At 45.4% G+C, this 17,896-nt stretch carries 17 protein-coding genes; 6 read left to right on the top strand and 11 right to left on the bottom strand.

The window, feature by feature from the left end; all coding sequences use genetic code 11:
• Positions 1–31: 31 nt before the first annotated feature.
• Complete coding sequence (cobA, locus tag NYE53_RS01880) at positions 32–1,483, top strand: uroporphyrinogen-III C-methyltransferase (protein WP_339246944.1); 1,452 nt, start codon at positions 32–34, stop codon at positions 1,481–1,483.
• Positions 1,484–1,514: 31 nt separating this feature from the next.
• On the opposite strand, the gene ffoR is transcribed toward cobA, so the two are convergent.
• The gene (gene ffoR / locus NYE53_RS01875) at positions 1,515–2,525 is read right to left on the bottom strand and encodes a ferredoxin--NADP(+) reductase (protein WP_339246941.1); all 1,011 of its coding nucleotides are present in this window, start codon (positions 2,523–2,525) and stop codon (positions 1,515–1,517) included.
• A 160-nt stretch (positions 2,526–2,685) separates the two neighbouring features.
• Here ffoR and NYE53_RS01870 point away from each other — a divergent pair, with 160 nt between their 5' ends.
• From NYE53_RS01870 to NYE53_RS01860, 3 genes are all read left to right on the top strand, one after another.
• Positions 2,686–3,540 carry an alpha/beta hydrolase gene (locus tag NYE53_RS01870; RefSeq protein WP_339246938.1) on the top strand — a complete coding sequence of 285 codons (855 nt, stop codon included), beginning with the start codon at positions 2,686–2,688 and terminating at the stop codon, positions 3,538–3,540.
• Positions 3,541–3,639: 99 nt separating this feature from the next.
• A complete protein-coding gene (locus tag NYE53_RS01865; protein WP_339246936.1) occupies positions 3,640–4,524 on the top strand; it encodes a permease in 885 nt (294 codons plus the stop codon).
• 4 nt (positions 4,525–4,528) lie between these two features.
• The gene (locus NYE53_RS01860) at positions 4,529–5,386 is read left to right on the top strand and encodes a TIGR03943 family protein (protein WP_339246933.1); all 858 of its coding nucleotides are present in this window, start codon (positions 4,529–4,531) and stop codon (positions 5,384–5,386) included.
• Between the two features lie 36 nt (positions 5,387–5,422).
• On the opposite strand, the gene putR is transcribed toward NYE53_RS01860, so the two are convergent.
• From putR to NYE53_RS01825, 7 genes are all read right to left on the bottom strand, one after another.
• The gene (gene putR / locus NYE53_RS01855; RefSeq protein ID WP_003234651.1) at positions 5,423–6,658 is read right to left on the bottom strand and encodes a proline utilization transcriptional regulator PutR; all 1,236 of its coding nucleotides are present in this window, start codon (positions 6,656–6,658) and stop codon (positions 5,423–5,425) included.
• Positions 6,659–6,810: 152 nt separating this feature from the next.
• Entirely contained in the window at positions 6,811–8,232 is a 1,422-nt protein-coding gene (gene putP / locus NYE53_RS01850; protein ID WP_252383848.1) for a sodium/proline symporter PutP, read from the bottom strand.
• Between the two features lie 123 nt (positions 8,233–8,355).
• Positions 8,356–9,903, bottom strand: a complete 1,548-nt coding sequence (pruA, locus tag NYE53_RS01845; RefSeq protein ID WP_003234655.1) for an L-glutamate gamma-semialdehyde dehydrogenase — start codon at positions 9,901–9,903, stop codon at positions 8,356–8,358.
• Between the two features lie 16 nt (positions 9,904–9,919).
• Positions 9,920–10,831 (bottom strand): proline dehydrogenase PutB, encoded by a 912-nt coding sequence (gene putB / locus NYE53_RS01840; RefSeq protein ID WP_339248476.1) that lies wholly within the window; start codon positions 10,829–10,831, stop codon positions 9,920–9,922.
• Positions 10,832–11,019: 188 nt separating this feature from the next.
• Entirely contained in the window at positions 11,020–11,802 is a 783-nt protein-coding gene (locus tag NYE53_RS01835) for a nucleotidyltransferase domain-containing protein (protein WP_339246929.1), read from the bottom strand.
• A gap of 83 nt (positions 11,803–11,885) precedes the next feature.
• On the bottom strand, positions 11,886–12,842 hold the full coding sequence (cah, locus tag NYE53_RS01830) for a cephalosporin C deacetylase (RefSeq protein ID WP_015382711.1): 957 nt from the start codon (positions 12,840–12,842) through the stop codon (positions 11,886–11,888).
• Positions 12,843–12,913: 71 nt separating this feature from the next.
• The gene (locus NYE53_RS01825; RefSeq protein WP_339246926.1) at positions 12,914–13,888 is read right to left on the bottom strand and encodes a LysR family transcriptional regulator; all 975 of its coding nucleotides are present in this window, start codon (positions 13,886–13,888) and stop codon (positions 12,914–12,916) included.
• Positions 13,889–14,004: 116 nt separating this feature from the next.
• Between NYE53_RS01825 and NYE53_RS01820 the strand changes: the two genes are divergently transcribed.
• Positions 14,005–14,766, top strand: coding sequence for a class I SAM-dependent methyltransferase (locus NYE53_RS01820; protein WP_339246924.1), 762 nt, complete (start codon positions 14,005–14,007; stop codon positions 14,764–14,766).
• Positions 14,767–14,793: 27 nt separating this feature from the next.
• Here the strand turns inward: NYE53_RS01820 and NYE53_RS01815 are convergent, their stop codons facing one another.
• The gene (locus tag NYE53_RS01815; RefSeq protein WP_003246473.1) at positions 14,794–15,354 is read right to left on the bottom strand and encodes a shikimate kinase; all 561 of its coding nucleotides are present in this window, start codon (positions 15,352–15,354) and stop codon (positions 14,794–14,796) included.
• A gap of 277 nt (positions 15,355–15,631) precedes the next feature.
• Here NYE53_RS01815 and tmrB point away from each other — a divergent pair, with 277 nt between their 5' ends.
• Complete coding sequence (tmrB, locus tag NYE53_RS01810; protein ID WP_339248474.1) at positions 15,632–16,225, top strand: tunicamycin resistance ATP-binding TmrB; 594 nt, start codon at positions 15,632–15,634, stop codon at positions 16,223–16,225.
• Between the two features lie 49 nt (positions 16,226–16,274).
• Here tmrB and nadE read toward each other — a convergent pair whose 3' ends face one another.
• Positions 16,275–17,093, bottom strand: coding sequence for an ammonia-dependent NAD(+) synthetase (gene nadE / locus NYE53_RS01805; protein ID WP_003246440.1), 819 nt, complete (start codon positions 17,091–17,093; stop codon positions 16,275–16,277).
• A 129-nt stretch (positions 17,094–17,222) separates the two neighbouring features.
• Positions 17,223–17,819, bottom strand: a complete 597-nt coding sequence (locus tag NYE53_RS01800) for a DUF1989 domain-containing protein (RefSeq protein WP_003246345.1) — start codon at positions 17,817–17,819, stop codon at positions 17,223–17,225.
• Positions 17,820–17,896 lie beyond the last annotated feature (77 nt).

Below are 17,896 nucleotides of genomic sequence, written 5' to 3'. Positions count from 1 at the left end.
CCTTCATTTTTTACAGTGACGGAAGGATGACATGATCATGAAGAACGGAATCGTATATTTCGTGGGAGCCGGACCCGGCGACCCAGGCCTGCTCACCATCAAAGGAAAACAGGCGCTCGAGGAAGCAGATGTGATTTTATATGACCGGCTCGCCAACCCGAAGCTGCTCGAATTTGCATCACCGGATTGTCAGTTTATTTATTGCGGAAAACTGCCAGACCGCCATTTTATGAAACAAAAAGAAATTAACGCCCTGCTGGTTGAAAAAGCATTAAATGGGTTAACCGTCGTTCGCTTGAAGGGCGGAGATCCGAGCGTATTCGGCAGAGTCGGCGAGGAAGCAGATGCTCTTCATGAGCACGGCATTCGCTATGAAATGGTGCCGGGAATCACCTCTGGAATTGCAGCGCCGCTATATGCGGGCATCCCCGTCACGCATCGGGATTTTGCATCGTCTTTTGCCATGATTACAGCGCATGATAAATCATTAAAAGGCATGCCGAACCTTGACTGGGAAGGGCTTGCCCGAAGCGTTCAAACCCTTGTTTTTTACATGGGTGTCAAGAACTTGTCTTATATTTGCCAGCAGCTTATTTCATACGGGAAATCGCCTTCTGTCCCTGTCATTGTCATCCAATGGGGAACGTGGGGCCGCCAGCGGAGTGTGAAAGGAACACTTGAGAACATCCAGCAAAAAGTGCAGGAACACCAGATTACAAACCCCGCGATTATCGTCATCGGAGACATCGTCAACTTTCAAACACACAGCTGGTTTGAAAGCAAACCGCTTATCGGACGGCATTTGATGGTTGTGACTCATGGCGAAGATGAAGACCCGCTTGCAGACAAGCTGCGCGATTCCGGCGCCGATGTCATCGAGTGGCCGAAATGGCGGACCGAAAACATGCCTGTCAATGAAGACATTCTTCGAAAGATTGGCACCTTTGAAGACGTTTTTTTCACATCGCGCCGGGCGGTTTGTGAATTTTTCAGAGCACTGGCTTCTCAGAAAATCGACATCCGCCAGCTGACAGCCAAACTGAGTGCAGCATCTGAACAAGCAAAGACGGAGCTTGAAAAACGGGGAATTCTTGTTAACGCCATTCAGCCTGATTCAGAAAAACGTCTTGTTGTCGGGAGCCGCCATGCAGTGGAAAACATGCAAAAGCATGAATCCTGTTCGTTTTATATCACTCATGAAAACGTCATAGATGACCGGTTCACCCACATGATTCAGCGTACCATCAGTGAATCCCCGCTGCACATGGTCATTTGCCCGAACAAGCTGTCCGTGCAGCAATTGATCAATGGTGGCGAACAAATTGGCATTTTGCCGGAACCGTCAGCAAGCCGGCCTCCTATCGTCTGTATAGGCGATGACTCAGCTGCCGGGGCTTATGGATTCACAGCCATCCAAGAACAGGATGAATTATTTGCTTTCATCCAAAATCAACAAGCGGAAAAAAAACTCCTTCACAGCTGATGGCAAACAGCCCTTTCCCCCAAGGGCTGTTTTATTTATGTACCAATTTTTTATGATGGGTGGAATACATCGCCATATTCTCAGCCTTAGGATCCAAATAAGCCTTAGCGCTGTTGACTGCTGTCGGGCCTTCCGTAAAGCCGCCGGCAATTAATCTCAGCTTGCTTTCATAAAAAGCCGCGTCGCCCGCCACAAACACGCCCGGAAGATTCGTTCGCATATGTCTGTCAGCTTTCACCCTGCCTTCTTCAATCTCCAGCCCCCACTCCATCATCGGTCCTAGATCAATTTTGAAGCCATGATTAATGATCAGCTCATCAATTTCTATGTCTTCCCTCTGGCTAGACTCAGTATGACAAACGGTCACGCTTTTGATGCCCTCTTCATCTCCGTTCAACTGCTCCAGCCGATAAGGAGTAAGCACCCGCACCGATGATTGCTTCATTTTCGTCACGCTGCTTTCCATTCCGCCGAATTCCTCACGCCGATGAACGACAGTCACAGACGCCGCAATCGGTTCAAGCTCATTAGCCCAATCGACCGCAGTATCTCCGCCGCCTGATATCACCACGCGCTTATCTTTAAACGCATCGAGCTTCTCCACTCCATAATGAAGATTTTTGCCCGCATATCGGGCCGCATCCTCGCTGTCAAACTCATTGACCTCAAGTGTACCCATGCCGCAAGCCAAAATCACAGTTCTTGTATAGTGCTTTTCCCCTTCAGAACCCGTCAGAACAATGGTGCCGTCATCTAGGCGTTCAAACCCGGTCACACGCTGATTCAATACGATATCAGGATCAAACGTTGCCGCCTGCTCCTTCAGCTGCTCGATCAGCCGCTTTCCCGCAATCCCCGGTATGCCGCCGATATCGCGAATGATTTTCTCAGGAAAGAATAAAGACACCTTCCCTCCGAGCTTCGGCAAAAATTCGATTACCTTTGTTTTCAGCTCCCGCATCCCGCAGTAAAAAGCAGTAAACAGCCCAATCGGCCCCCCGCCTATAATCGTAATGTCATATACCTCTTGATTCTCAGCCATCCGTCCTGCCTCCCGTTCACATCTATATCAAAGCTTTAATTGAGAATTAATATCAATACAAAGTATATCATATTTCACGAGCCTGTGTTTATTCATTTCTTCACCTTGTGATCAATTGTTGAAAACCCTATAATAGGCAAAAAACAAATGGGAGTAACAGATGAAAAGACGAGTCGAAACGATCACCTTCGAAGGACATACACTAGAATATTCAGTGGCTGGAAAGGGTGCCCCCATCCTTGTCATGCATGGCGGGCATTCAAATTGTTACGAGGAATTCGGATACACAGCGTTGATTGAGCAAGGGTATTCCATCATTACGCCTTCAAGGCCCGGCTATGGACGAACGTCAAAAGAAATTGGAAAAAGTCTTGCCAACGCCTGCCGTTTCTATGTGAAATTATTAGATCATTTACAAATCGACAGTGTCCATGTGATCGCCATCTCAGCAGGAGGGCCGAGCGGCATATGCTTTGCCTCACATTATCCGGAAAGAGTAAATACATTGACCCTGCAATCCGCGGTCACCAAAGAGTGGCTCACCCCAAAAGACACTGAATATAAATTGGGGAGAATTCTCTTCCGCCCGCCGGTGGAAAAGTGGATATGGAAGCTGATTTCTTCTTTGAATAACGCTTTCCCGCGTCTGATGTTTCGATCTATGAGCCCCCAATTCAGCACGCTTCCGTTTCAGCGAATCAAGTCCTTGATGAATGAAAAAGACATAGAAGCATTTCGGAAAATGAACAGCCGGCAGCGCTCGGGTGAAGGATTTCTGATTGACTTGTCACAAACCGCCGCTGTCTCTTTAAAAGACCTGCAAGCCATCATATGTCCCGTGCTGATTATGCAAAGTGTTTATGATGGATTGGTTGACTTGTCACATGCACATCATGCAAAAGAGCACATTCGTGGCGCTGTTCTCTGTTTGCTTCACTCATGGGGACACCTGATTTGGCTCGGAAAAGAAGCTGCAGAAACAGACAGTATCCTACTCGGTTTTTTGGAATCCTAACCAAAGTGAAACGATCCTTTCCCTTCCTCCGTCAAACAAGCAGTGCCTTTTTTTCTGGTATCATAAGAAAGGCAGCTTAACATGAGCGGAGGTTTTATTGTGACAGCACAATCATCTTTTCTTCAGCTGAATTCTATTTTTATCAGCATTTTAATAGAAGCCATTCCGTTTATTCTGATTGGCGTCATACTTTCCGGAATCATTCAAATGTTTGTTACTGAAGAAATGATTGCAAGAATCATGCCGAAAAACCGTTTTCTCGCCGTTTTATTCGGTGCGCTGGCCGGCGTTTTGTTTCCCGCCTGTGAATGCGGCATCATCCCGATTACGAGGCGGCTTCTGTTAAAGGGAGTTCCTCTGCATGCGGGCGTTGCTTTCATGCTGACCGCGCCTATCATTAATCCTATCGTTTTATTTTCTACTTATATTGCGTTCGGGAATAGATGGAGCGTTGTCTTTTACAGAGGCGGACTGGCTCTCGCCGTTTCGCTGATCATCGGGGTCATTTTATCCTATCAATTTAAGGATAACCAGCTTTTAAAGCCTGATGAACCCGGGCACCACCATCATCATCACGGCACCTTGCTCCAAAAACTGGGCGGGACCTTGCGGCATGCCATTGATGAATTTTTCTCCGTGGGGAAATATTTAATCATCGGCGCCTTTATCGCAGCCGCTATGCAGACGTATGTCAAAACATCCACTCTGCTTGCGATCGGGCAGAATGATGTATCCTCTTCCCTCGTGATGATGGGTCTGGCGTTTGTCCTGTCGCTTTGTTCAGAAGTTGATGCGTTCATCGCGTCTTCCTTCAGCAGCACATTTTCATTAGGATCGTTAATCGCCTTTCTCGTCTTTGGCGCAATGGTGGATATTAAGAATCTATTGATGATGCTTGCGGCCTTCAAAAAACGATTTGTTTTCCTGCTGATTACATATATTGTCGTGATTGTTTTAGCGGGATCACTAATGGTAAAGGGGTGATTGGGTGTTTCGTCTATTGGTGCTGATGGGATTTACGTTTTTCTTTTATCATCTGCATGCCTCAGGAAATCTAACAAAATATATCAATATGAAATATGCCTATCTTTCCTTTATTGCGATCTTCCTGCTGGCCATTCTGACCGCCGTCCAAGCATATCTATTTATCAAGTCGCCTGAAAAAAGCGGACATCACCATGACCATGATTGCGGGTGCGGCCATGATCACGAGCATGACCATGAACAAAACAAGCCATTTTATCAGCGTTATTTGATTTATGTTGTTTTTCTTTTTCCTTTGGTGTCAGGCATCTTCTTCCCAATTGCAACGCTTGACTCATCCATAGTCAAAACAAAAGGGTTCTCGTTTAAGGCGATGGAGAGCGGAGATCACTACTCCCAAACACAGTATTTGCGGCCTGATGCCAGCCTTTATTACGCGCAAGACAGCTATGACAAACAAATGAAACAGCTGTTTAATAAGTATTCCAGCAAAAAAGAGATTTCTCTGACCGATGACGATTTCCTAAAAGGAATGGAAACCATCTATAACTATCCGGGTGAATTTCTCGGACGGACGATAGAATTCCATGGATTTGCTTACAAAGGAAACGTAATTAACAAAAATCAGTTGTTCGTATTAAGGTTTGGCATCATTCACTGTATTGCTGATTCCGGCGTGTACGGGATGCTTGTGGAATTTCCGAAGGACATGGACATTAAGGATGATGAATGGATTCACATTAAGGGCACTCTGGCCTCAGAATATTACCAGCCATTCAAGTCAACTCTCCCTGTCGTCAAAGTAACTGACTGGAATACCATTAAAAAACCTGATGATCCGTATGTTTACAGAGGATTTTAAGTGAAGACGAAACCAGTACAAGTACTGGTTTCTTTTTTATTTCTTTTTCATCAGCATCAAATCGAGATAGAGCTGGCACCGCGTTCTGAAATCGCTTAAATCGATCGACGTCATCTCAGTAATCTGTTTGATGCGGTAATTCAATGTATTTTGGTGAATAAAGAGCTGTTCTGCCGCTGGTTTTGTTTTGCAGTTGTTGAGGAGATAGATTTCCAAGGTTTTGAGCAGCTCAGTGCTGCTTTCTTCGTCTTTCGCTTTTAATAAAGCTAAATCTTTATTCTCGTATTCTAAAAATTCATTTTTCTGTTCGATGCTTTCTAAATAGCGGTAAATGCCGAGTTTGGCATATTCATATGGAATGTTTTCCTGATTGCCGGTGATTTCTGCGGCTTTGATGACTTCAAGTGCTTCTGTGTAGCTCTTGCCAAGTTTTAATAGGTGATTATATTCGTTTCCGATACCGATATAAATAGGGGTAGGTATTTTCTGAAAGTGAAAATGTGTTAACAGCTTGTTAATAAACTCAGAAGCTGCTGAGGAGACGGAGCTTTTTTGGGAAAAACTCGCTACGACGATGACAATATTTGATTCGATCGTTAAGACATGACTGACCTTATCCCGTAAATTCAGGTACGACCTGATATTTTCCTTTAAATCCTCTACCGCTTCCCCATCCCCATTTGCGGCGTGCAGGATCACAACTGAAAACATGGAAGGCAGCACGGTGTTGATCCTTTCAGCTTCCCGTCTGAGTTCCTTCTCAGAGGTAAATTGCTGATAGATCGCCCGTTTGATGAGATCCTCTGCTTTTTCTTCCTTTTCCTGTTTCAATTTATTCGTTTTATAAATGATTTTCCCGACATGGAAGGAGGTCTCGTACAAAAAGTCGAGCTCTTCATCCGTCAGATTTTGGTCCAGCTCCTGAATCCAGATGTAGCCCATGACTTCCCCTTTGTGCTTTGCACTCACGACCACCCTCTGGTTTAACCCAATGCTTTCAATTTTATTGACGCGAAAAGGCTCAGGCTCTGTTTTCAGTTTTTCAATAATTCCGTCCTTCAGAAACCTCTCAAAAATCTGGACCGGACACTTTTTCGAAAAAATAGTCTGCTGGTTGGCAGAATCAAAATGGTTAATATAGTAAGAATTATAGGCTAACAAAAAGAAATCCGCGCTTTCCAGTATCACTGGCTTTTGCAGTTCATAGCTAATAAAATCAATCAGCTTATCAACATCTGAAAATGAAAAAACTCTCTCTAAAAGCTCTTCCATACCTTTTTCTCCTATACTTTTTTTACTTTAATCATATCCATACGGGGTCTTTTTGTATAGAAAAAAATACGTTTGTTTCCAAAAGAAAAAAATGGCCGCTTAAAAGGAGAAAAGAGGAAAAAGGGACAGCCCCTTCCTCCTCCTTTCGATCTTTATTGTGACATTGTATCTTGGTAGTCGTTGAACTGGTCTGTGACAGCTTGTGACGGAGCCTGCGTCAATACGCTGACAAAAAAGACAGATAATAGACTCGCAGCAAAACCAGGTATCATTTCATACAGAAAGTCCGAAAGACCGGCATTCGCCCAAATGATTACAGTCGCTGCTCCCACAATCATGCCGGCGAGTGCCCCCCATTTGGTCATTCGTTTCCAAAACAGACTGAGCAGTACAACCGGCCCGAATGATGCACCGAAGCCCGCCCATGCGTAGCTGACCAATCCAAGGATGGTGTTATTTTTCTCCCAAGCCAAAACCAACGCGACAATTGAAACAGCCAGAACAGCCAGTCGGCCTAAAAACACCAGTTCTTTATCTGAAGCTGAGCGTCTGAACATCGACTTATACAAATCTTCTACCAGAGAGCTTGATGTCACAAGCAGCTGGGAAGAAATTGTACTCATAATCGCGGCCAAAATCGCTGAAATCAGAAAACCCGTGATAATCGGATGGAACAAGATATTCCCTAATTGAATAAAAATCGTCTCTGGGTCCTTCAGTGTCATGCCGCGCTGATGGTAATAAGCGATTCCGCCCAAACCGGTCAGCACTGCGCCTACTGCAGACAAAATCATCCAGCCCATCCCGATTCTGCGCGCTCTTTTGATCTCTTTGACAGACGTGATCGCCATAAAACGCACAATAATATGCGGCTGGCCAAAGTATCCCAGCCCCCAGGCAAACAAAGAAATAATGCCAAGGACGCTCGTTCCTTTGAAAATATTAAACATATCAGGATCTACAGAGCGGATTTCAGCAACTGTATCACCTGCTCCTCCCGTGTGGAAAAACGTAACGATCGGCACAAGAATGAGTGCGGCAAACATAATGATCCCCTGAACAAAATCTGTCCAGCTGACTGCCAAAAAGCCGCCAAACAGGGTATATGCCACAACAACACCCGTTACAATCCACAAGCCTGTGTGGTAATCCATCCCCAAGATGCTGTTGAATAAGACGCCGCCGGATACCATTCCGGACGATACATAAAACGTGAAAAAGACTAAAATGACAATTCCTGAAAACAGTCTGAGAAGCTTTGTTTGATCTCCAAAGCGATTTTCCAGGAATCCGGGAATTGTAATCGAATTCCCCGCTTTTTCAGTATAGGTTCTCAGCCGCGGTGCAACGTAAAGCCAGTTCGCCCACGCTCCAAGGCAAAGTCCGAACACAATCCAAACTCCGCTCAGACCAGTAGAAAACATGGCGCCCGGAAGCCCCATTAGCAGCCAGCCGCTCATATCGGCAGCGCCGGCACTGAGAGCAGTTACTGCCGGACCCAAAGAGCGTCCTCCCAGCATGTAATCCGTCAGATTCGACGTACGCTTGTAAGCAAAGTAGCCGATTAGCAGCATTCCCGCCATATAAATACAAATCGAAATAATCAGCTGTGTGTTTTCTATGGCACTTCCTCCTCTTTTTTATAGTATATGGATGAAATGGACACCCCCGCAGGGAGGATGCCCATTTAGTCCCGCTTAGAACATTTCACTGATTGTTTTTGCTTGCATATGCAGAGCCAAGTAATCCGGCCCGCCTGCTTTTGAATCCGTTCCCGACATTTTGAAGCCGCCAAACGGATGGTAGCCGACGATGGCACCTGTACAGTTGCGGTTGAAGTATAGGTTTCCGACATGGAATTCCTGTTTCGCACGCTCGATGTGCTTGCGGTTGTTTGTGATAACCGCGCCTGTCAAACCATATTCAGTATTGTTTGCCACTTCTAAAGCTTCATCAAAGTCTGACACTTTACAAAATGCAACGACAGGTCCGAAAATTTCTTCCTGCATGAGTCTTGCTTTCGGATCAAGGTCAGCGAAGATCGTCGGTTTGATGAAGTATCCTTTAGAATCATCACCAGTACCGCCGCTTACTAAACGCCCTTCCTGTTTTCCGATCTCAATATAGCTCATAATTTTATCATAAGAACCTTGGTCAATGACAGGTCCCATATAAACATCTGCACTGTCAGGTTTAGCTGTTACTTTTGATTCCGTAATTTCAATGACACGCTCTAATACTTGATCATACACTTTTTCATGAACAACTGCACGTGAACCTGCAGAGCATTTTTGTCCCGCAAAGCCAAATGCTGAAGTAAAGATCGATTGAGCCGCTAATTCAATGTCCGCATCCTCATCGACAACAACCGTATCTTTACCGCCCATTTCAGCGATGACACGCTTTAAGTGCTGCTGGCCTGGCTGAACCTTCGCCGCGCGTTCGAAAATTCTCGTACCAACTTCTCTTGATCCCGTAAATGTGATAAGGCTTGTTTTCGGATGGTCAACAAGATAGTCGCCTACTTCCGCTCCGCTTCCCGGAACAAAGTTGACTACGCCTTTTGGCAATCCGGACTCTTCAAGCACCTCAACAAATTTTGCTGCAATAACAGGTGTAGCACTCGCAGGTTTCAGAACCACTGTGTTTCCAGTAACGATCGGCGCCACTGTTGTGCCTGCCATGATCGCAAACAAGAAGTTCCAAGGCGGGATAACGACTGTCACTCCAGTCGGCGTGTATACATATTGGTTTTTCTCGCCTTCACGGCTGTTGACCGGTTTGCCTTTTGCCAATTCGATCATTTGGCGTGCATAATACTCCATGAAGTCAATCGCTTCAGCCGTATCGGCATCCGCCTCGTTCCAAGGCTTTCCTGCTTCTTTCACAAGCAAAGCTGAGAATTCATGTTTTCTTCTGCGGACTTTGGCAGCAGCGCGGAACAGGACAGCCGCTCTCTCTTCAGGAGACGTGTATCTCCACTCTTCAAATGCTTTTGCAGCCGCTTGAATCGCTTGCTCAGCGTGCTCTTGAGAAGCTTTTGACACTCGGCCGACGACTTCTTCTTTATCAGCCGGGTTGATTGAAACGATTTTCGCTTCCGTTTCCACTCTCTCGCCGTTAATGACAAGCGGATAGTCTTTTCCTAAATATTCGCTTACTGTCGCAAGCGCTTTTTTAAACGCTTCCACGTTGTTTTGATCTTGGAAATTTGTGAATGGCTCGTGTTTGTAAGGTGTTGTCATGATAATCTCTCCTTTTTTACTTCTTTGTCATTCCTTTGAAAGCAAATGCAATGTTTGACGGACGTTCTGCAAGGCGTCTCATAAAGTAGCCGTACCAATCCTCGCCGTATGGCAGGTAGACTCTCATGTTATAACCTTCTTTTACGAGGCTGAGCTGGGTTTGCGACCGCATGCCGTACAGCATCTGAAATTCAAACTTGTCATTGGCAATGCCATGTTCCTTGGCAAGCTGCTTTGTAAAGTCGATCATTTTGTCGTCATGTGTGGCAATCGCTGTATAGTGACCGTTTAAGAGCTGCTTTCGGATGATTTTTTTGTAATTTTCATCGACATCGCTTTTCTCCGGGAAAGCTACTTTTTCTGATTCTTTATAAGCTCCTTTTACAAGGCGAAGGAACGGGTTTAAAGAATCCAAATCGTCAATGTCTTTTTCCGTCCGGTACAGATAGGCTTGCAGCACTGTGCTCACATGCTCGTATTTCTTTCTGAAATCTTTGAAAATATCAAGCGTTTTCTGGCATCTGACTTCGTCCTCCATGTCAATGGTGACCATGATTTTATGTTTCTCGGCCGTCTGAAGGATTTTTGTCATATTTTCATACACCAAATCCATATCTATATCCAAACCTAAAGACGTCATTTTTAAAGAAACGTGTGAGTTCAGCTCTTGATCCGCAATGGTCGCAATGGTTTGAATGCACTCTTCCGTACGCTCCCGTGCGACCTCGGGACTGTTCACAAACTCGCCTAAATGATCGACAGTAACTGACAAACCTTGGCTGTTAAGCTGTCGAATGGTCGGGATTGAACTGTTAAAGTCATTCCCGCCGATAATTTTACCCGCTGCCACTCTGCTTCCCCAGTTCTTCGCCATTTTATTGAGAAAGCCGCTTTTGGATAAAAATAAGAAAAAATCTCTTGTGATCACTTCCAACCTCAACACCCCGCAATCTAAGAAGTATTTGTATGAGTTTATTGTAAATGGACAAAACCGACGTTCACAATATTCTCAAAATACAAAGATTCTGATTATTTTTGTGGTTTTGCCACAATCAGATAGTTAGAAAGTCGGGGGGATTCTGTCGAATAAAGGGGAAAAGGAAGCGACAAAAAACATCAGCTTCCTCCATCCTTCCACACTTCTTCAACCGTATTCAAAAGCAAACGGTTCAATTCAGGTGTCATATCTTTTTTCTCTGCCTTCAGTTCTTTTGCCGCTTCCATGATTCTTTCGATTTCCGTTTCAATGAATTGGTGAATCACATCGATTCTTGCTTCGAGGTCAAGCTCTTCTCCTCTTCTTTTCCGTTCAAGCAAGGTTTCCATTTCAGCCTTCAGCTCGGGTTCAGCAACAAGTTCATTCATCAAAACAGTAAAGTCCATTGGCGGAATGGTTCCGTGCTTTTCAATCCATTGGCAAGCCAAAATAGGCCGAAGAACGTAGAAGTACTTTTTAATTTTGACCTCTTGTCCTTGTAGATAATCCTTGACGTTCCTTCTCGCCATATTGATATAGTGATATACGCTTGCTTCAGGCTTAAATGCCTCCGTGCGCAACTTTCTTAACTGCTCTGCGGTCGTAAATGCTTCGTAATACACAATGTCTGAGGACAGCCATTCGAGGAGCGGCGGGTTTGATTTTTTGAAGAGGCGCAGCGTCTTTCTCAGCTCCCAGCCGCTGATATCCAGTAAATCGTGAATCGGTACCTCAATCACATCACGCTCCTGCTCAATTGAAAAGTACCACTCCTTTTTCGGCACATAAATAAAGCGGACGTCGTAATCACTATCCTGCGAGGGAAATCCCCATGCGCGGCTTCCTGACTCGACGGCATACACGATTTTGACTCCGTATGACTGCTCGATCCGTTTTAATTCATCAATGATTCTTTGTTTCATATCTATTCGTCTCCAGTCTGTTCTCATTCCGGCAGTTTGCAGAAAAAAACCGCCTGATGATATGCGGCGGCTTTTCACATTTATCAGCCTTTAAGATGCTGCTTAAAGAAAGCAAGTTTTTCCGTTTGAAAAGCAGGGATATACTCATGTCCGAAGTAGCGGTACACCTTCAGCTCTTTCTCTGTTTCCAAATGATTGTAGGCGGCAAACACGGTGGACGGCGGCGTGACCTTGTCAATCAGGCCGATTGACATCAGGACAGGCACCTTCACTCGGTCAGCGAGATTCATAATATCGAAATATGAAAGTGTCTTCATCGCCTGCACTTCTGTTTCCGGGCTGCCATTTCTTCTGAAGAAGGAATTGATTTCAAGGTACGGCTGTTCAAGCGCCACATCAATGGCCCGTTCGAAGTTGCTTAAATAAGGATAATCGGCAACCGCGGCTTTTGGAATGTCTGACAGCGCTGCTGCGGCAATGGTTAAACCTCCGCCTTGGCTTCCTCCTGTCACACCGATCCTTGTTTCGTCAACCTCGTCGAAGCTGCTGATAACCTCAAGCGCGCGGACGGCGTCCAAATAAACACCGCGGTAATAGTATGTATCTTTATCAAGAATTCCTTTCGTCATCCAGCCCAAAGCGTGACCGTGCGGTGAAATACTCGTATCCTCGCTGCTCTGCTGGCCGCGGACAAGCATGCCGAATGCGGCGTAGCCATGGAGTGCCCAGTTTACCATTTCATGAATCTCACCATCATAGCTTGCATTGTAGCCATGATATTTCACGATCGCCGGATGCGGGCCTTCCTTGTCAGGCACCGCGTACCATCCGGTAATGCGGGCGTTTTCGAAGCTTTTATATGTGAGACGGTACACTTTTACTCCGTCAGCAGGATAGTCAACCGGCTGTAAATCAGGTTCTGCTTGGACTTTTGCAAGTTCCTCCAAAGACAATTTCCAAAACTCAGAAAAATCTTTCGGTGCTGTTTTTTCAGGCTTATATGTTTGCAATTGGTCGAGCGGCAGATCGAATAGTTGCATTTCCGATTATTCCCCTTTGTTTTATAAGATTTAGTTTGTATTCCAATACTACCACGTTTCGGCTTTGTTTTCTAAATATTTTCATCTTTGTTTCCCAGACAGCCTTCATCAAACGTTTGTTTAAGACTTTCCCGGCTTAGTTCCATAAAGGCCTGGGCGGTCAGACTGACATAACGGTTCTTTAAAAAGACGAAGACGAGGGTTCGTGATGGCGCGGATTGAATCGATAAATAGATCACACCCGGATCTTTATCCCTTCTGACCATATTCGGTGCCATTGTCACACCTAATCCGTTAGCCACAAGAGATTGGGCGGTTTCAATATGGCTCGTCTTAAAGGCAGCATTCGGCTTAAAGCCGCTTTCCGCACAGAGATCGAGAACTGTCCTGCGAAAGCCGAAGCCTTCTTTTAACAGAATAAAGGGCACGTTCCTTACCATGTCAAGCGGCACATACGGCTGGCGGCCCTCATCTTCTTCCAGCGCTTTCTCAATCAGCGCGACCATTTCCGGCGGCATCCACCTTTGTTTTTCCTTCGGCACCGCGAGAACAATCGGTTCCGTGAGCAAGGGTATAATGGAGAGCCGTTCATCCTCGATCGGCAAGGATAAAACAGAAAGGTCAACTTCTCCCTTTGCCGTCATCTCCTCTAATGAAACCGGATCTTTTTCAACAAGCTGAACCTCCACATGAGGATAGCGCGCCAAAAACTGCTTCAGCAGCGGAGGAAAGAGATATCTCCCTGTTACAGCAGGAATCCCGATGGATAATTTATGACCGATTCCCTGTGATCGCTCCTGCATTTCCCGAAGCAAATCATCTCTGGAACGAATGATGTTCTCGGCTTTTTCAATGAAACGCCTGCCGTGGGGTGTCAGTGTAACAGAGCCATGGGATCTGTGAAAAAGGGTAAGCCCCAGCTCAGCCTCAAGCTTTTTGATTTGCTGGCTGAGAGACGGCTGTGCGATATGAAGATGTTCCGCCGCCTTTGTAAAGCTTTGGCGCCGGGCAATTTCCGCTGCATATTCCATCACTTTAATATCCATTTCAGCCCCCATAGGTTGAACCTATCGTTTTCATCATTTTTATATCTTGGACGAATCATAACAAAAATTGCTAACATAATCCATATCATCATTTACAAAAGAAGGAGCTGGTTCAAATGACAAATGAAACACCGTTTTCTAAAAACGCCGAGATGTATCGGGATGAAAAGGTATTTGCCGAGGGGGAAGATTTGGGGTTGATGATCAAAACAGCGGAATGCCGGGCAGAGCATCGGGTGCTGGATATAGGAGCGGGCGCCGGCCATACGGCCCTGGCATTTTCTCCTTATGTACAGGAGTGCATCGGTGTTGATGCGACGAAAGAGATGGTAGAGGTTGCGTCCTCCTTCGCGCAAGAAAAAGGAGCTGAAAACGTACGCTTTCAGCAAGGAACGGCAGAGTCACTCCCCTTCCCCGACGATTCATTTGACATCATCACCTGCCGATACGCAGCCCACCATTTTTCTGATGTCCGCAAAGCAGTCAGAGAGGTTGCACGCGTACTGAAACAGGACGGACGTTTTCTCTTAGTTGATCATTACGCGCCTGAAGATCCCATTCTTGATGAGTTTGTCAATCATTTGAACCAGCTTCGAGACCCTTCCCATGTTCGAGAAAGCTCATTATCAGAATGGCAGTCGATGTTCAGCGCCAATCAACTGGCCTATCAAGACATTCAAAAGTGGAATTTGCCGATTCAATACGATAACTGGATCAAACGAGGCGGAACCCCCGCTGACCGGGAAAAACAAATCATTGCCCACTTGAATCACGCATCAGACGAAGCACGCGACACGTTCTGTATTACATTAAACCGAAACGGAGAGCCTCACTCTTTTTGTTTAAAAGCGATTTTGATACAAGGGATAAAACGATAAAAAAAGCCGTGCGCTGCGCACGGCTTTTTACATCGGCTGATAAAGATCCCAGCCAATTTTTAATGTCTCAACAATGTAATCGGCAACCTCTTCCGGGGAAAGGTTGTCTGTTGCCACTTTTGAATTGTGCTTGTCATAAATGACTTTTCTTTCGTTAAACAGCTGTTCCATTTCATCCATTGAACGGTTATGCAGTACAGGGCGGCTTTCGATCAATAAATCCGCGCGCTGCTTCCAGTTCTCCCATGACAGGTCCAGATGAAGCACGAGACAGTTTTCCAGACAGCAATTTCTGATTTCTTCTTGTTTAAAAGATCCCCCGCCCAGAGATACGATTTTGAATCGTTTATGATGGCAGATGTCTAAAATATATTCCTTCTCCGTTTTCCGGAAAAAGTCTTCTCCCTTTTTCTCAAATATCTCAGGAATTGACATATTGAAATCCTTTTCGATCTGTTGGTCAATATCAATAAAATCTCTATATAATTTTTTAGCGACCAATTGGCCGATTGTTGTTTTTCCTACACCCATGAATCCGATCAGGACGATATTTCTTTCTCTTACTGGGATGGCTCGTTTAGCGTTCATCTTCGGCGAAATCCTCCTAAGGAATGAAATTTTATCTTCATTATATGCTTATTTAGCGAATATTTATATAGATACCGGCTTTACCGGTCAAGCTTATAGTGCGCTTTGTTGTTTAGCCATTTTTGCCTGAATGACATTCATTGTACAACATTTCTGCAGGTATTTTAATACTTCGACGCAAAAAAGCATTAAAACCTTCCGCCTTTATTGTTTTTCCAGCTGACTCTTCGATGGAAGGGTCTTTTTCTGTATGATGAATAGGAAGGGAGAAATGGCGATGATCATTTGGATAAACGGGGCATTCGGTTCCGGAAAAACACAAACAGCCTTCGAACTGCACAGAAGGCTGAACCCATCTTACGTGTATGATCCCGAGAAAATGGGTTTTGCGCTGCGCTCCATGGTGCCGCAGGAGATCGCAAAGGAGGATTTTCAAAGCTATCCTTTATGGCGGGCGTTCAATTACAGTTTGCTAGCTTCTCTGACAGATACATACCGCGGCATCATTATTGTGCCTATGACGATTGTACATCCTGAATACTTCAATGAGATCATCGGCAGGCTCAGACATGAAGGCAGGATCGTTCACCACTTTACACTAATGGCTTCAAAGGAAACCTTATTAAAAAGGCTGCGCACCAGAGCAGAAGGAAAAAACTCATGGGCCGCCAAACAAATTGACCGCTGCGTAAAAGGTTTATCATCACCCATTTTTGAGGACCACATTCAAACAGACAACCTGTCGATTCAGGATGTGGCAGAGTACATTGCCGCGAGAGCCGAACTCCCATTAGATCCTGATACGAGAGGCAGCCTCCGAAGGTTCACCGACAGATTAATGGTAAAGCTGAATCATATCCGCATCAAATAAAGCTCCTGTACACGACAAAAGCCCGCTCCGAGAGCGGGCTTTCTTCAACTTATTTCCACCAGTCATCAAACATAGACGCCGGAACCTGGCGTTTATGTTCAGTCATGCTGTAGCGTTTTTCCAGCGCTTCTGATACTTTCGCTGATACTTCTTTTCCTTCGAGATAATCGTCAATCTCGTCGTAGGAAATGCCAAGCTCTGTTTCATCCGACTGTTGCGGTTTTTCGTCGAGCAGATCGGCAGTCGGCTCTTTTAAGTATAAGCGTTCCGGTGCACCCAGCTCTTTCAGCAGGGTTCTTCCCTGGCGCTTCGTCAAGCCTGTCAGCGGCAGGAGGTCTGCTCCGCCGTCACCGTACTTCGTAAAGAAACCAGTCACTGCTTCAGCAGCATGGTCTGTTCCTAACACAAGAAGGCCTTCCTGGCCGCCGATCGCGTATTGCGCGATCATTCTTGTTCTTGCTTTTACGTTTCCTTTATTAAAGTCAGTCAGCTGATCGCCTGTTTCCTGCTGATACTGATCAGAAAAAGCGCTGACTGTCGACTTAATATCAAACTTCCATGATTTATCCGGCTTAATAAACTTTAAAGCAAGCTGGGCATCGTCTTCATCCTGCTGTGTGCCATGCGGAAGACGGACCGCGATAAATTGAGCGTCTCCGCCCTCCTCGCGAATGCTCTCCACCGCAAGCTGAGCGAGTCTTCCCGCAAGTGTTGAATCCTGGCCTCCGCTGATTCCCAATACAAAGCCTTTAGCACCGGTTTTCTTTACATATTGTTTTAAAAAATTGACTCGGTCCTCAATTTCTTGCTTTGGATCAATTGAGGGCTTCACATGTAACTCACGCATAATCTTTTCCTGCATGCTCATCCCAATCATTCCTCCTGTACATTTTCCCTTGTTACTGATCATTTCCCCAAATCAATGAAAATGAATCATGACTGTTATGTATCCCTATTAAATATAGCACAGGTCTTCATTCACAGTGAACAAGAGAGATCAGCTGACTTCAACCCGTATGGATGTCACACTGTCGCCATTGCATTTCCCTTTTTCAATCGGGCAGGAAGAAAACGCGACAATTAAATCCATCTCCGCCCTGAGCCTTACATAATCTCCGGCATTCGAAAGCGGCGTTTCCACAGACAGATTCCCTTTCTCATCAAGGACAGTATTCATAAAAATCGCAAATGGGTAATGCATGTGAGGCTTCGGTACGCCAAACTGCTCAAGCGCACGGTTCATATTGTCATAGCACGTATCCTGAAACTCATCCTTTTGCTTCCCATATAAGAGCCTGTTCATATCAGGACGGCAGGCGGGCAGCAGCAGATCATGCTTACCGACCGTATCTTCAATCAGGGTTAACATCGGCTTATACAGGTTGGAGTAGAGATGGTCGTTGACCTTCACATGAATGGAGTGATTGGCGTCTATCGTCGCTCCCTGATCAAGGTGTTCATAAAAATCCTTGGCATGGTATGCGACAAAATCAGCCACCTGCTGCCCTTCTACATCAACCACCTTTAAAATCTGCCCCTTTTTCAGCTTCAGCCCAAGCCCTTTTTTCGGCTCCACAATATATTGCTGTGTCATTGGTTTGCTCCTTTTTTCATTAGTATGAGCGTCCGCCTCCATCTCCATGTAAAAAGAGGCAAAAATCCGATGTATAT

The organism is Bacillus sp. FSL R5-0523, from assembly GCF_037975295.1.
GTDB lineage: Bacteria > Bacillota > Bacilli > Bacillales > Bacillaceae > Bacillus > Bacillus subtilis.
Note: the sequence above shows the minus strand (reverse complement) of the source record. Positions and strands in the feature narration are given on the sequence as shown.

Excerpts from the sequence above, each read along its gene's own strand:
- NYE53_RS01835 (WP_339246929.1), bottom strand. The coding sequence starts at position 11,802 with ATGAAACAAAGAATCATTGATGAATTAAAACGGATCGAGCAGTCATAC.
- NYE53_RS01815 (WP_003246473.1), bottom strand. The coding sequence starts at position 15,354 with ATGAACGCTAAACGAGCCATCCCAGTAAGAGAAAGAAATATCGTCCTG.
- putR (WP_003234651.1), bottom strand. The coding sequence starts at position 6,658 with ATGGAAGAGCTTTTAGAGAGAGTTTTTTCATTTTCAGATGTTGATAAG.
- cah (WP_015382711.1), bottom strand. The coding sequence starts at position 12,842 with ATGCAACTATTCGATCTGCCGCTCGACCAATTGCAAACATATAAGCCT.
- NYE53_RS01800 (WP_003246345.1), bottom strand. The coding sequence starts at position 17,819 with ATGACACAGCAATATATTGTGGAGCCGAAAAAAGGGCTTGGGCTGAAG.
- ffoR (WP_339246941.1), bottom strand. The coding sequence starts at position 2,525 with ATGGCTGAGAATCAAGAGGTATATGACATTACGATTATAGGCGGGGGG.
- cobA (WP_339246944.1), top strand. The coding sequence starts at position 32 with ATGATCATGAAGAACGGAATCGTATATTTCGTGGGAGCCGGACCCGGC.
- putP (WP_252383848.1), bottom strand. The coding sequence starts at position 8,232 with ATGCTGCTAATCGGCTACTTTGCTTACAAGCGTACGTCGAATCTGACG.
- nadE (WP_003246440.1), bottom strand. The coding sequence starts at position 17,093 with ATGAGCATGCAGGAAAAGATTATGCGTGAGTTACATGTGAAGCCCTCA.
- NYE53_RS01870 (WP_339246938.1), top strand. The coding sequence starts at position 2,686 with ATGAAAAGACGAGTCGAAACGATCACCTTCGAAGGACATACACTAGAA.
- pruA (WP_003234655.1), bottom strand. The coding sequence starts at position 9,903 with ATGACAACACCTTACAAACACGAGCCATTCACAAATTTCCAAGATCAA.
- NYE53_RS01825 (WP_339246926.1), bottom strand. The coding sequence starts at position 13,888 with ATGGATATTAAAGTGATGGAATATGCAGCGGAAATTGCCCGGCGCCAA.
- tmrB (WP_339248474.1), top strand. The coding sequence starts at position 15,632 with ATGATCATTTGGATAAACGGGGCATTCGGTTCCGGAAAAACACAAACA.
- NYE53_RS01820 (WP_339246924.1), top strand. The coding sequence starts at position 14,005 with ATGACAAATGAAACACCGTTTTCTAAAAACGCCGAGATGTATCGGGAT.